This is a genomic window from Pseudoxanthomonas japonensis (genome assembly GCF_043632995.1).
GTDB classification, from domain to species: domain Bacteria; phylum Pseudomonadota; class Gammaproteobacteria; order Xanthomonadales; family Xanthomonadaceae; genus Pseudoxanthomonas_A; species Pseudoxanthomonas_A japonensis.
Window position 1 is genome coordinate 1 of record NZ_CP171632.1, and the last position, 12,923, is coordinate 12,923.

Annotated in this window: 12 protein-coding genes; all 12 read left to right on the forward strand. The window is 65.2% G+C overall.

Features of this window, described 5'->3' with window-relative positions:
- Positions 1 to 1,329, forward strand: a complete 1,329-nt coding sequence (gene dnaA, locus ACGHX3_RS00005) for a chromosomal replication initiator protein DnaA (protein ID WP_394695936.1) — start codon at positions 1 to 3, stop codon at positions 1,327 to 1,329.
- Between the two features lie 474 nt (positions 1,330 to 1,803).
- Complete coding sequence (gene dnaN, locus ACGHX3_RS00010) at positions 1,804 to 2,904, forward strand: DNA polymerase III subunit beta (protein WP_313927957.1); 1,101 nt, start codon at positions 1,804 to 1,806, stop codon at positions 2,902 to 2,904.
- A 200-nt stretch (positions 2,905 to 3,104) separates the two neighbouring features.
- Positions 3,105 to 4,211, forward strand: coding sequence for a DNA replication/repair protein RecF (gene recF / locus ACGHX3_RS00015; RefSeq protein ID WP_394695937.1), 1,107 nt, complete (start codon positions 3,105 to 3,107; stop codon positions 4,209 to 4,211).
- A 112-nt stretch (positions 4,212 to 4,323) separates the two neighbouring features.
- Positions 4,324 to 6,789, forward strand: coding sequence for a DNA topoisomerase (ATP-hydrolyzing) subunit B (gene gyrB / locus ACGHX3_RS00020; protein WP_394695938.1), 2,466 nt, complete (start codon positions 4,324 to 4,326; stop codon positions 6,787 to 6,789).
- 10 nt (positions 6,790 to 6,799) lie between these two features.
- Positions 6,800 to 7,633, forward strand: coding sequence for a CPBP family intramembrane glutamic endopeptidase (locus tag ACGHX3_RS00025; RefSeq protein ID WP_394695939.1), 834 nt, complete (start codon positions 6,800 to 6,802; stop codon positions 7,631 to 7,633).
- A 69-nt stretch (positions 7,634 to 7,702) separates the two neighbouring features.
- Positions 7,703 to 8,509, forward strand: coding sequence for a M48 family metallopeptidase (locus tag ACGHX3_RS00030; protein WP_394695940.1), 807 nt, complete (start codon positions 7,703 to 7,705; stop codon positions 8,507 to 8,509).
- Positions 8,510 to 8,643: 134 nt separating this feature from the next.
- Positions 8,644 to 9,834, forward strand: a complete 1,191-nt coding sequence (locus ACGHX3_RS00035) for a lipopolysaccharide assembly protein LapB (protein WP_213602230.1) — start codon at positions 8,644 to 8,646, stop codon at positions 9,832 to 9,834.
- A gap of 159 nt (positions 9,835 to 9,993) precedes the next feature.
- On the forward strand, positions 9,994 to 10,668 hold the full coding sequence (locus ACGHX3_RS00040) for an energy transducer TonB (protein WP_394695941.1): 675 nt from the start codon (positions 9,994 to 9,996) through the stop codon (positions 10,666 to 10,668).
- Positions 10,669 to 10,741: 73 nt separating this feature from the next.
- A complete protein-coding gene (exbB, locus tag ACGHX3_RS00045; protein ID WP_162336180.1) occupies positions 10,742 to 11,491 on the forward strand; it encodes a TonB-system energizer ExbB in 750 nt (249 codons plus the stop codon).
- Positions 11,492 to 11,537: 46 nt separating this feature from the next.
- On the forward strand, positions 11,538 to 11,963 hold the full coding sequence (locus ACGHX3_RS00050) for a biopolymer transporter ExbD (RefSeq protein ID WP_162336179.1): 426 nt from the start codon (positions 11,538 to 11,540) through the stop codon (positions 11,961 to 11,963).
- A gap of 3 nt (positions 11,964 to 11,966) precedes the next feature.
- Positions 11,967 to 12,377, forward strand: coding sequence for an ExbD/TolR family protein (locus ACGHX3_RS00055; protein WP_394695942.1), 411 nt, complete (start codon positions 11,967 to 11,969; stop codon positions 12,375 to 12,377).
- A gap of 136 nt (positions 12,378 to 12,513) precedes the next feature.
- Positions 12,514 to 12,912, forward strand: a complete 399-nt coding sequence (locus ACGHX3_RS00060) for an ExbD/TolR family protein (protein WP_394695943.1) — start codon at positions 12,514 to 12,516, stop codon at positions 12,910 to 12,912.
- Positions 12,913 to 12,923 lie beyond the last annotated feature (11 nt).

Below are 12,923 nucleotides of genomic sequence, written 5' to 3' on the forward strand. Positions count from 1 at the left end.
ATGGATGCCTGGCCCCGTTGCCTCGAACGCCTTGAAGCCGAATTTCCGGCCGAGGATGTACACACCTGGCTGAAGCCGCTGCAGGCCGAACAACGCAGCAACGCGATGGTGCTGTACGCGCCCAACGCCTTCATCGTGGAACAGGTGCGCGAGCGCTACCTCAACCGTATCCGCGAGCTGCTGGACTACTTCGCCGGCCACGGCGACGTGTCGCTGGAAATCGGCTCTCGAAGCAAGCCGGTGGACGCAATAGCAACCGTGTCGCCCTCGACGACCGCCAGCGCCGCCGCGCCGGTCGAGCCGTTCGCCGGCAACATGGACCTGCACTACACCTTCGACAACTTCGTCGAAGGCCGCAGCAATCAGCTCGGTCGCGCCGCCGCCTGGCAGGCCGCGCAGAAACCGGGCGACCGCGCCCACAACCCGCTGCTGCTCTACGGCGGCACCGGCCTGGGCAAGACCCACCTGATGTTCGCCGCCGGCAACGAGATGCGCCGGCAGAATCCGAATGCGCGCGTGCTGTACCTGCGCAGCGAGCAGTTCTTCAGCGCGATGACCAAGGCGCTGATCGAAAAGTCGATGGACCAGTTCAAGCGCCGCTTCCAGCAGGTCGACGCGCTGCTGATCGACGACATCCAGTTCTTCGCCGGCAAGGACCGCACGCAGGAGGAGTTCTTCCACACCTTCAACGCGCTGTTCGACGGCCGCCAGCAGATCATCCTGACCTGCGACCGCTATCCGCGCGAAGTGGAAGGCCTGGAGCCGCGGCTGAAGTCGCGCCTGGCTTGGGGCCTGAGCGTGGCGATCGATCCGCCGGACTTCGAGACGCGCGCGGCGATCGTGCTGGCCAAGGCGCACGAGCGAGGTGCGCAGATCCCCGACGATGTCGCGTTCCTGCTGGCCAAGAAGATGCGCAGCAACGTGCGCGACCTGGAGGGCGCGCTCAACACGCTGGCCGCACGCGCCAACTTCACCGGACGCGCCATCACCACCGAGTTCGCGCAGGAGACCCTGCGCGACCTGCTGCGCGCGCAGCAGCAGGCCATCAGCATCCCCAATATCCAGAAGACCGTGGCAGACTACTACGGTCTGCAAATCAAGGACCTGCTGTCCAAGCGGCGCACGCGTTCACTTGCGCGCCCGCGACAGGTAGCGATGGCCTTGGCCAAGGAACTGACCGAACACAGCCTGCCTGAAATCGGCGACGCGTTTGCCGGCCGTGACCACACGACCGTGCTGCACGCCTGCCGACAGATCCGCACCCTCATGGAGACGGACGGCAAGCTGCGTGAGGACTGGGACAAGCTGATCCGGAAACTCAGCGAGTAAGCCGACCGACCGTATCGGGCCGAGCTATCCGCGAGTCGCCGGACGGTGTTTCACCTCTCCAGGCGAGGCATGTGATGGTGCGGTGCGCGCAGTTCTCATCGCGCCGTGCCTGCGGTGATCATGTACCGGACCAGTAGGGTTCGCAGGTGATCGCAGCGCCATCTCATGTCGCCAGCAGAACCGCGCTGCCCAACCCGGAGCGCACTGTAGGCAAGCGTTTGGGGAAGGGCAACGCATAACATCGTGGGCAACCGGGCGCACGATCTGTGGATAAGATGTGCGTGTTTTCAGCCCTCAAAGTTGTCCACAGGATCCAGCACAGCTACAGCCGACCCTGTCCACCGGGTTGGTAGAAGAAAAAACAAAACGAATTCATGGGGTTAGGTAGGTTTTCCCGGCTTTTCAGGCCTACCACCACCACCAGCTTTTAAGCTTTTAGTCTTAAAAATCCAAAGCGAAGGGGCTCCAACACTCATGCGTTTCAGTCTGCAGCGCGAAGCTTTCCTCAAACCCTTGGCCCAGGTGGTCAACGTGGTCGAACGCCGGCAGACGCTGCCGGTCCTGGCGAATTTCCTGGTGCAGGTGCAGAACGGACAGCTGTCGCTGACGGGCACGGACCTGGAAGTCGAGATGATTTCGCGTATCGCGGTCGACGACGCGCAGGACGGTGAGACGACGATTCCTGCCCGCAAGCTGTTCGACATCATTCGCGCCCTGCCCGATGGCAGCAAAGTCACCGTCAGCCAGACGGGCGACAAGGTCACCGTGCAGGCCGGCCGCAGCCGTTTCACGTTGGCCACGCTGCCTGCCAACGATTTCCCGTCGGTGGACGAGGTCGAGGCCACCGAGCGCATCGAGGTGCCGGAAGCGACGCTGAAGGAACTGATCGAGCGCACCTCGTTCGCGATGGCCCAGCAGGACGTGCGCTACTACCTCAACGGCCTGCTGTTCGACCTGAGCGAGCGGACGTTGCGTTGCGTTGCTACAGACGGCCACCGTCTGGCGATGTGCGAGTCGCAGCTGGAAGGTGCTCCCGTGGGCAAGCGGCAGATCATCGTGCCGCGCAAGGGCGTGACCGAGCTGCAGCGCCTGCTGGAAGGCGGCGACCGCGCGCTGGAGCTGGAAGTCGGCCGCAGCCACATCCGGGTGAAGCGCGACGATGTCACTTTCACTTCCAAACTGATCGACGGCCGTTTCCCGGATTACGCGGCGGTGATTCCGATCGGTGCCGATCGCGAAGTGCAGCTGGATCGTGAAGTGCTGCGTGCGGCGCTCCAGCGTGCCGCGATCCTGTCGAACGAGAAGTACCGCGGCGTCCGCGTGGAAGTTTCGCCGGGCCAGTTGAAGATCAGCGCCCACAATCCCGAGCAGGAAGAGGCACAGGAAGAGATCGAGGCCGAGACCAAGGTCGACGGCCTGGCGATCGGCTTCAACGTGAACTACCTGTTGGATGCGCTGTCCGCCCTGCGCGACGAGCACATCGTCCTGCAGCTGCGCGACGCCAACTCCTCCGCCCTGGTCCGCGAAGCCAGCAGCGAGAAGTCCCGGCACGTCGTGATGCCGCTGCGTCTCTGACCTGTCTGTTCCACGTGGAACACGCTGCATCGCCCGGCTCAGGCCGGGCGATGTCGTTTGGGGGCCGCAGAATTCATATAGGACACGGCCCGAAACACCTCACGCGCTAGAATTTGATCCATGACGCTGCTGGTTCCCTGCCCTTTTCCTGCCCAAGTTCATGACAGCTCGCGCCCATTGTCCTGCGCGAGGCGTCTGCCATGCAGGTAACCCGACTGGAAGCCAGTGGGCTGCGGCGCTTTCCGCAGGTCTCCCTGATACCGGAAGCCGGTCTCAACCTGATCACCGGTGATAACGGCGCAGGCAAGACCAGCCTGCTGGAGGCCCTGCACCTGATGGCGTATGGCCGGAGCTTCCGGGGCCGTGTGCGGGACGGGCTGGTGCGGACGGGTGCAGAGGCGGTCGAGGTCTTCGTCGAGTGGCGCGAATCAAGCCGGGGCCGTCATCGCAGGGCAGGCTTGCGGCACAGTGGCCAGGCATGGACAGGCAGGCTGGATGGCGAGAACGTCGCCCAGCTGGGGGATCTCTGTGCCGCCTTGGCCGTCGTCAGCTTCGAGCCCGGCAGCCACGCGCTGGTGACTGGAGGGGGCGAACCACGTCGCCGCTTTCTGGATTGGGGCCTGTTCCACGTGGAACAGGGCCGTGAGGGAGGCTTTCTCCCCTTGTGGCGGCGGTATGCGCGCGCGCTGAAACAACGGAACAGCCTACTCAAGGCGGGCATCGCCGGTGCGCAGCTGGATGCGTGGGACCACGAACTTGCGGAGGCTGGTGAGCCCCTGACCGGCCACCGCCAAGGCTATCTGGACGCTCTCCAGGGCGATCTGGCTGATGTGGTCCGTGAACTTGCCCCGTCGCTCGGGGCTGCCACGCTCCAGTTCCAGCCGGGATGGCGGCGCCATGAGCTTTCACTGGCGGATGCGTTGCTGCTGTCCCGCGACCGGGATCGTGCCGCCGGCTACACGACGGTCGGGCCACACAGGGCGGACTGGCGTATCGACTACTCCACCCTGCCTCAGCGGGAGACCCTGTCACGCGGCCAGGCCAAGCTGACTGCCCTCTCCTGCCTGCTGGCGCAGGCGCAGGACTTCGCCCGTCGTCGCGGCGAATGGCCGGTCATGGCACTGGACGATCTCGCGTCAGAACTCGACCGGCACCACCAGCGCCGGATCCTGGAGCGCCTGCTGTCCAGCGGCGCGCAGGTCTTTATCACCGGGACGGAGTCCCCGATGGGGCTGGCCGATGCTGGCATCCGTCCAGCGCTGTTCCACGTGGAACAGGGGACGGTCCAGCCAGTCCCGGGTGCCTGAACCCGGGGCTAAGTGCCCACCAGTGCTATAATTCCGCATTGATCCCTTGACCTGCGCATTGCGCCTGCCGACCCGGCGGCGCGGCGCCGGCCTTGCAGCCGACACGAAGCGAATGACCGACGAAACGACCTCTTCTGCACCGAACGGCAACACGTACGACGCCAACAGCATCACCGCCCTGGAAGGTCTGGAAGCTGTCCGCAAGCGCCCCGGCATGTACATCGGCGACGTGCATGACGGCACGGGCCTGCACCACATGGTGTTCGAAGTCGTCGACAACTCGATCGACGAAGCTCTGGCGGGCCATGCCGACCACGTGGCGGTCACGATCCACGCGGATGGTTCGGTCTCGGTGTCCGACAACGGTCGCGGCATCCCGGTCGGCAAGCATGCGCAGATGAGCGCCAAGTTGGGTCGTGAAGTCTCCGCGGCGGAGGTCGTCATGACCGTGCTGCATGCGGGCGGCAAGTTCGACGACAACAGCTACAAGGTTTCCGGCGGCCTGCATGGCGTGGGCGTCAGCGTGGTCAACGCGCTTTCCGAAAAGCTTCAGCTGGACATCTTCCAGGGCGGTTCCCACTACCGGCAGGAATACAGCAACGGCGCTGCGCTCGGGCCGTTGACCCAGGTCGAAAGCACCACCAAGCGCGGCACGACGCTGCGCTTCTGGCCGTCGGTGACCGCCTTCCATGGCAACGTCGAGTTCCACTACGACATCCTGGCCCGCCGCCTGCGCGAACTGTCGTTCCTCAATTCCGGCGTCAAGATCGTGCTGGTAGACGAGCGCGGCGAAGGCCGCCACGACGACTTCCACTACGAGGGCGGCATCCGCAGCTTCGTGGAGCATCTGGCGCACCTCAAGACGCCGCTGCACCCGAACGTGATCGCGGTCAGTGGCGAACAGAATGGCATCACGGTGGAAGTCGCCCTGCAGTGGACCGACGCCTACCAGGAAACGATGTTCTGCTTCACCAACAATATCCCGCAGAAGGATGGCGGCACCCACCTGATCGGCTTCCGTGCCGCGCTGACGCGCACACTGACCAATTACATCGAACAGAACGGCATCGCCAAGCAGGCGAAGGTCAATCTGTCCGGCGACGACATGCGCGAAGGCATGATCGCCGTGCTGTCGGTGAAGGTGCCGGACCCGAGCTTCTCGTCCCAGACCAAGGAAAAGCTGGTCAGTTCCGACGTCAGGCCGGTTGTTGAGAGCACGTTCGGTGCACGTTTGGAGGAGTTCCTGCAGGAACACCCCCATGAGGCCCGTGCGATCGCCGGCAAGATCGTCGACGCCGCCCGCGCCCGCGAGGCCGCGCGCAAGGCGCGCGACCTGACCCGCCGCAAGGGTGCGCTGGATATCGCCGGCCTGCCCGGCAAGCTGGCCGACTGCCAGGAGAAGGATCCGGCGCTGTCCGAGCTCTTCATCGTCGAGGGCGACTCGGCAGGTGGTTCCGCCAAACAGGGTCGCAACCGCAAGAACCAGGCGGTGCTGCCGTTGCGCGGCAAGATCCTCAATGTGGAGCGCGCGCGCTTCGACCGCATGCTCGCCTCGGCCGAAGTCGGCACGCTGATCACCGCGCTCGGCACCGGCATCGGCAAGGACGAGTACAACCCGGACAAGCTGCGCTACCACCGCATCATCATCATGACCGACGCCGACGTCGACGGCTCGCACATCCGCACGCTGCTGCTGACGTTCTTCTACCGGCAGATGCCCGAACTCATCGAGCGCGGCCACGTCTATATCGGCCTGCCGCCGCTGTACAAGCTCAAGCAGGGCAAGCAGGAGCTGTATCTGAAGGACGACGCGGCACTCAACGTCTATCTCGCGAACAACGCGGTGGAAGGTGCGTCGCTGATCCCCGCCGATGGCGAACCGCCGATCTCCGGCGAGGCGCTGGAGAAGCTGCTGCTGGTGTTCACCACCGCCCACGACGTGATCGCGCGCAATGCGCACCGCTACGATCCGGTGCTGCTGGAATCGCTGATCGACTTCACGCCGCTTGATGCGGAACACCTACAGCAGAACATCGACGAGCGCCACGAACTTAATGCGCTGGAAGCCAAGCTCAACCGTGGCAGCCTGGGCAGTGCGCGCTATGCGCTGACGCTGCAGCCCGCCACCGAACAGCGCCCGGCTGCATTGCTGGCCACGCGCCGGCACATGGGTGAGGAACTGGTGCAAGTGTTGTCGCTGTCGGCCTTCGAGAGCGGCGAATTGCGTCCGCTGCGCGAAGCGGCCTCCCTCCTGCATGGTCTCGTGCGCGAAGGCGCACAGGTCGTCCGCGGCAACAAGGCGCAGTCCGTCGCCACGTTCGCCGATGCGCAGGCGTGGTTGCTGGAAGAAGCCAAGAAGGGTCGCAGCATCCAGCGCTTCAAGGGCCTGGGCGAAATGAATCCGGAACAGCTGTGGGATACCACGGTCAATCCCGACACGCGTCGCCTGTTGCAGGTGCGCATCGAGGACGCGGTCGCCGCCGACCAGATCTTCAGCACGCTGATGGGCGATGTCGTCGAGCCGCGCCGCGAGTTCATCGAAGACAACGCGCTGAAGGTCTCCAACCTCGACATCTGACGCCGCGCGAATGAGCGAGGTGCGCCCCCTGTCCGACGGCGTCGAAGCGAAGCCGGCTGCCCTGCCCTTGCGCAGCGTGCTGCCGGCGTTCGCCCTCGATGTCGTACTCGCGATCACGCTGTCGTTCTCGACGCTGATGCTGGGCCTGGTCGGCTGGGCGGCGTGGCAAGGCATCCGGATCGCGCAGCAGCAAGGAGGAGCGCCGGATGCGCAGGCGTTGCAGGCGCAGCTCGGTACACCGCCCGTCCTCTTCCTGATCGTCACCACGCTGGTCAGCACGGGTGGTACGGCCCTGGTGCTGTACGTCTGGCGCCGCCGTGCGACCCCTGTGGAGCGGCGCGAGTCCCATGACCGCCTGCGTCTTCCCGGGACCTGGGGCTGGGCGCTGGGCGCCGGCTTGGCGACGTTCGTTTTCAGCACGGTGATGAGCGCCAGTGGGCGTGCCCTGGGGTTGGATCTCGAACCCAGCAACCTGGACCTGATCCGGGACGGTTTCGCCCGGTTCCCGGTGTTCCTGGCGCTGTTCGCGGTCGTGCTGGCGCCGTTGTACGAGGAACTGCTGTTCCGCCGGGTCCTGTTCGGACGACTGTGGCAGGCCGGCTGGCCGGTCCTGGGACTGGTCCTCAGCAGCCTGGTCTTCGCGCTGGTCCACGAACTGCCGGGCCTCAATGGCAAGCCGCTGGGCAGCACGGTGTTCCTGATCCTGGTCTACGCCGGCATGGGCGCTATCTTCGCCTGGGTTTACCGCCGGACCGGCACCCTGTGGGCGCCCATCGCCGCCCATATCCTGAACAATGCGATAGCGCTGGCTGTCCTGCAGGTTTACGGCGGCGCGCCGGTCTAATGTGATTGACGAAAGTTTAAGACGCGCTTGCCCAGACTCGGGTGTCACGCAATGTCGCAGGGGGCGAGCATGAAACTCCGTATCCTCGGAACCGCCATGGTGCTGGGCCTGACGGCCTGCGCGACCACCACCTCGCCCACCGGGCGCACTCAGATGGTGGGGGGCGTGTCGCAGGCGCAATTGGACCAGTTGGGCGCACAGGCGTTCGCCGAGACCAAGGCGAAGGAAACCCTCAACCGGGACGCGAAACAGAACGCCTACGTCACCTGCGTGGTCAACGCGCTGGTGCGGCAGCTTCCGCCGGAGCAGCGTAGCGTCGCCTGGGAGACCGCCGTCTTCACCGACAAGGAGCCCAACGCGTTTGCCTTGCCGGGAGGCAAGGTGGGCGTGAACACCGGCATCTTCACCGTCGCCAGGAACCAGGACCAGTTGGCGGCCGTGCTGGGCCATGAAATCGGGCATGTGATCGCTCGACATCATGAGGAGCGCATCACCCGCCAGATGGGAGCGCAGGCGGGCTTGGGGGTCCTGGGCGCGTTGGCAGGCGCCCGATACGGCGATGGCGCGGCCAGCACGGTCAACCAGCTGGGCGGTATGACGGCGCAAGCCGCCTTCCTGTTGCCGGGCTCGCGCACCCAGGAAAGCGAAGCCGACGTCGTCGGCCAGCGGCTGATGGCGCAGGCCGGTTTCGATCCCCGCCAGGCCGTCGGACTCTGGCAGAACATGATGGCCGCCAGCGGCGGGCGCTCACCGCAATGGCTCTCGACGCACCCCGATCCCGCGAACCGCATCCGCGAACTGGAGCGCGACGCCCCTTCCCTCGTACCCACCTACGAGGCGGCCAGGAAGGCCGGAAACGCGCCGAAGTGCGGCTGACACACGCCACGGTATTGCTGCTTAGCAGCACCTGAAACGGTATCCGCCCCCACCGGGTTTCTGTTAGTTTTGCCGGCCCCGCACGCAGACGGGAAGAACGATCTTCCTCCTGCATGGCCCCACGAGGTTCAGACATGAAGCACCGTACGCCCAAGAAGACCCTTCTCAGCCTGATGCTGCTGGCCGCTTTCGGCGGCGCCGTCGTTGCCGACGCCGTGGCGTACGACGCCCGCTCGGCCGATCGCGGTGGGCGCAAGAACAGCGGCAAGCCGGAGGTGCGTTACCCCGATGCGACGCGCGAGGAACCCAAGGCCAAGGGTTCGAGCAAGGCGCAAGGCAAGCTGAGCAAGCTCTTCAAGGCGTACGAGAAGGAAGACAACGAGGCCGAGACCCTGGCCCTGGCGAAGGAACTGATGGCCGACGCCAACGCGAACGAGTACGACAAGGCGATGGCGGCGCAGCTGGGCGCGCAGGCCGCCTACAACCTCGACGACATGCCCACCGCCAAACAGCTGCTGCAGCAGGCGATCGATCTCAATGCGCTGGACAACAACGGCCACTACCAGTCGCTGCTGATGCTGGCGCAGCTGCAGTTGCAGGACGACGAGTTCGAGCCGGGCATGGCCAACCTGGACCGTTACCTGGCCGAGACCAAGTCCAACCGGCCCGAAGATCTGATCCAGAAGGGACAGGCGCTTTACCAGATGGAGAAGTTCAACGAGGCGATTCCGGTGCTCGAAAAAGCCATCGCCGCCACGCCCGAGCCCAAGGACAGCTGGTACAGCCTGCTGCTGGCTTCGCTGGTCGGCGCGGACCGTCCGGCCGACGCGGTGAGGATCGCCGAGCAGATGGCCGCCAAGGCGCCGGCCGACAAGAAGGCCCAGCTCAATCTCGTCGCGACCTACCAGCAGGCCGACCAGTTCGACAAGGCCGCCGCGACGCTGGAGAAGCTCCGCGCCGCCGGCCAGCTGACCGAAGAAAAGGAATACCGCCAGCTCTACGTCACGTACGCCAACATGGACGGCAAGGAGAAGGAGGTCATCTCCGTCGTCAACGAAGGGCTGCAGAAGGGAGTCCTGAAGCCGGACTACCAGACCCAGCTGGCGCTGGCGCAGGCGTACTACTACTCCGAGCAGATCCCGCAGGCCATCGAAGCCTGGCAGAAGGCGGCACCGCTCGCGCCCAATGGCGACACCTACCTCAACCTGGCGCGCGTCCTCTGGCAGGAAGACCGTATCCCGGAGGCGAAGACCGCCGCGCGGGCCGCGCTGGAGAAGGGACTGAAGAAGCCGGAAGACGCGAAGAAGATCATCGCGCTGCCGTAACGGGAGCCGCTGACACCGAAGGCCAAAAAAGCGGTTTGGATGATGGCATCGGGGCGTCGGATTGGTATAAGCTGGGGATTCCGCCGATGAAAACCATCGGCAGGATCCAGAATCAACGAGGCGCCCCGGCGCCCGTATCAACCTTGAGTTAATTGGCGCATGGCTGAACAACTGGTCATCAACAGGTACCGGGAACAGGAAGAGGACAACAGCCTCAACTGGCCGCGTATCATCGGTATTGCCTTCGTGATCGCGCTGCACGCAGCAGCGCTGCTTGCGCTGCTGATCCCGGCGGTCGCTCCGCCGGCGGAGAAGGAAAAGGAACGCCGGACGTCGGTCGTCATCGTCGACGCACCGCCGCCGCCGCCTCCCCCGCCGCCGCCGCCGCCGCCGCAGGACACGCCGCCGCCGCCGGTCAAGAACCTGGCGCCGCCGCGTACCACGCCCCTGCCGCCGCCGCCTGAAGCGCCGCCGGTCGATGTCGCCGAGCCGCGACCGACCGACATCGTGACCCCGCCGTCGCCCCCGGCACCGCCGTCTCCGACGCCGGACATCGGCGCCAGCGTGGACATCTCGTCGAAGAACATGAACCCCCCGCGCTACCCGCCCGCCGCTGCGCGTGCCGGCATCGAGGGCACGGTCATCCTGATCATCGACGTCGACGCCAACGGAAACGTCACCAACGTGTCCGTCGAGAAGTCCAGCCGCAACCGCGATCTCGATCGCGCCGCCATGGACGCCGCGCGCAAGTGGCGCTTCAACGCTTCCGTCGTCAATGGTCAGAAGGCGGCAGGCCGCGTCCGCGTGCCGGTCGACTTCAACATGGGCGGCTGATGCCATCCGGCATCGACAGATTCCAACGTAACCCGCAACACCCTCAATCAACACTTATATAAAGGTAAGCGTCATGCTGCAGGAAACCCTTTTCGCCGCCGCCGCCGGGGGCACCAACGCCGCGAATGCCCTGTCGCAGATGGGCTTCGAGCACATGATCTCCGAGATGGTCAGCAAGCCCGGCGAGTTCATCGTCTCCTGGGTCGTGCTGCTCACCCTGGTCATCATGTCGGCGATGTCCTGGTACTGGACCGTCATCAACGTGCTGCGCAGCACCCGCCTGAAGGGCCAGGCCGACCGCGTCACCAGCGCTTTCTGGGAAACCCCGAACGCGCAGGACGCCATCCGCCTGATGGAAGAGCAGCCGAAGAACGAGCCGTTCTCGAAGATCGCCCTCGACGCCGCCCAGGCCGCTGCGCACCATCAGCGTTCGGAAGGTTCGGGCGAGACCCTGAGCCGTTCGGAGTTCGTGGACCGCGCCCTGCGCCAGGCCGTGACCCGCGAGAGCACCAACCTGCAGGGCGGCATGACGCTGCTCGCCACCGTCGGTGCGACCGCGCCGTTCGTGGGTCTGCTGGGTACGGTGTGGGGCATCTACGGCGCCCTGATCCGCATCGGTGCGACCGGCCAGGCCTCGATCGACGCCGTCGCCGGCCCGGTGGGTGAAGCGCTGATCATGACCGCCATCGGTCTGTTCGTCGCCATCCCGGCGGTGTTCGCCTACAACTTCTTCAGCAAGACGAACGCGGCCGTCATCGCCAAGTTCGACACGTTCGCGCACGACCTGCACGACTTCTTCGCCACCGGCTCGCGCGTTCGCTGAGCCGGCGGTACAAGCAGTCAACGCAACGTTCTAGACGGAGCCCGTCATGGCTTTCAGTAGTGGTAATAGCGGTGGCCCGATGGCCGAGATCAACGTCACGCCCCTCGTGGACGTGATGTTGGTGCTGCTGATCATCTTCATCATCACGGCGCCGCTGATGTCGCACAAGGTGAAGATCGATCTGCCCGAGACCCCCCAGATCGCGAAAGAAGATCCGGATGGTCCCAAGACCCCGCCGATCACCATCTCCGTCAAGGAGAATGGTGACCTGTACTGGGGCGACGAGCCGGTCAGCAAGGAAATCCTCGAGTCGCGCCTGTCCAGTGCAGCCCAGCTGCAGCCGCAGCCGAAGCTCAACCTGCGTGGCGACAAGACGACCAAGATGGGCGTCATCGCCGAGGTCACCAAGATCGCGCAGGGCCAGGGCATGCTGGACATCGGCTACGTGGCCACGAAAGAGAAGGGGCAGTAAGCCATGGCATTCAGCAGTGGTGGTAGCAAGGGCCCCATGGCCGACATCAACGTCACGCCCCTCGTGGACGTGATGCTGGTGCTCCTGATCATCTTCATCGTGACCGCCCCGATCATGACGTACCCGATCGAAGTGGCCCTGCCGCAGCGCGTGATCAACCCACCGCCGCTGACCAAGGATCCGCCTCCGCCGATCGAACTCAAGATCAATGCCGATGGCACGGTCTACTGGAACAGCAGTCCGGTGAACGTGGCCGATCTGCAGGAGCGGATGCAGAACGAAGTGCAGCGCGACCCGACCAACCAGCCGGAACTGCGCATCGAGGCGAACTCGGAAGCGCATTACGAGGTGATGGCCAAGGTACTGGCCGCCGCCAAGAACGCGCAGATGTTGAAGATCGGTTTCGTGCAGTAATCCTGACGCGCAACACGCCTTCGAACGCCGCCCTCCGGGGCGGCGTTTTTGTTTGCGGGCCGACCCTCTCCCTCTTGCGGCACACCCGGCACGGGCGTAGCGTCCGGCTTACGGTCCCGACAGAAGGAGGTGTGCCATGGCGTTCTCCGCTCCTGCAAGCCGTTCCGAACTGGCCGAGATCAACATCACGCCGCTGGTCGACGTGATGCTGGTCCTGCTGGTGATCTTCATGGTCACCGCGCCCGTGCTGTCCCGCCCCATCGAAACCATGCTCCCGCAGCCCGTGCCGCCGGTGAAGCCGATCGAGCCTCCCAATGACCTGGTGCTCCGGGTCGGCCTGTCGGGCACCTACACTCTGGACGATCGGCCGGTCACGCTGGCGGAACTGCGCACACGGCTGGAAGATGCCCACATCACGGATCCGCGCACCGTCCTGCACGTCGAAGCGTCGGATGGCACCGACTACCAGCAGGTCGTGAGCGCGCTGGCCCTGGCGGAGGCCAGTGGCGTCAGCAACATCGTGATGAGGAACTGAGGCGTTTTCGC

What these genes read in the sequence shown, in the direction of transcription:
- ACGHX3_RS00030 (WP_394695940.1), top strand. Translation starts at nt 7,703, where the DNA reads ATGAAACTCCGTATCCTCGGAACCGCCATGGTGCTGGGCCTGACGGCC.
- ACGHX3_RS00055 (WP_394695942.1), top strand. Translation starts at nt 11,967, where the DNA reads ATGGCATTCAGCAGTGGTGGTAGCAAGGGCCCCATGGCCGACATCAAC.
- recF (WP_394695937.1), top strand. Translation starts at nt 3,105, where the DNA reads ATGCAGGTAACCCGACTGGAAGCCAGTGGGCTGCGGCGCTTTCCGCAG.
- ACGHX3_RS00040 (WP_394695941.1), top strand. Translation starts at nt 9,994, where the DNA reads ATGGCTGAACAACTGGTCATCAACAGGTACCGGGAACAGGAAGAGGAC.
- ACGHX3_RS00035 (WP_213602230.1), top strand. Translation starts at nt 8,644, where the DNA reads ATGAAGCACCGTACGCCCAAGAAGACCCTTCTCAGCCTGATGCTGCTG.
- ACGHX3_RS00025 (WP_394695939.1), top strand. Translation starts at nt 6,800, where the DNA reads ATGAGCGAGGTGCGCCCCCTGTCCGACGGCGTCGAAGCGAAGCCGGCT.
- exbB (WP_162336180.1), top strand. Translation starts at nt 10,742, where the DNA reads ATGCTGCAGGAAACCCTTTTCGCCGCCGCCGCCGGGGGCACCAACGCC.
- dnaA (WP_394695936.1), top strand. Translation starts at nt 1, where the DNA reads ATGGATGCCTGGCCCCGTTGCCTCGAACGCCTTGAAGCCGAATTTCCG.
- gyrB (WP_394695938.1), top strand. Translation starts at nt 4,324, where the DNA reads ATGACCGACGAAACGACCTCTTCTGCACCGAACGGCAACACGTACGAC.
- dnaN (WP_313927957.1), top strand. Translation starts at nt 1,804, where the DNA reads ATGCGTTTCAGTCTGCAGCGCGAAGCTTTCCTCAAACCCTTGGCCCAG.
- ACGHX3_RS00050 (WP_162336179.1), top strand. Translation starts at nt 11,538, where the DNA reads ATGGCTTTCAGTAGTGGTAATAGCGGTGGCCCGATGGCCGAGATCAAC.
- ACGHX3_RS00060 (WP_394695943.1), top strand. Translation starts at nt 12,514, where the DNA reads ATGGCGTTCTCCGCTCCTGCAAGCCGTTCCGAACTGGCCGAGATCAAC.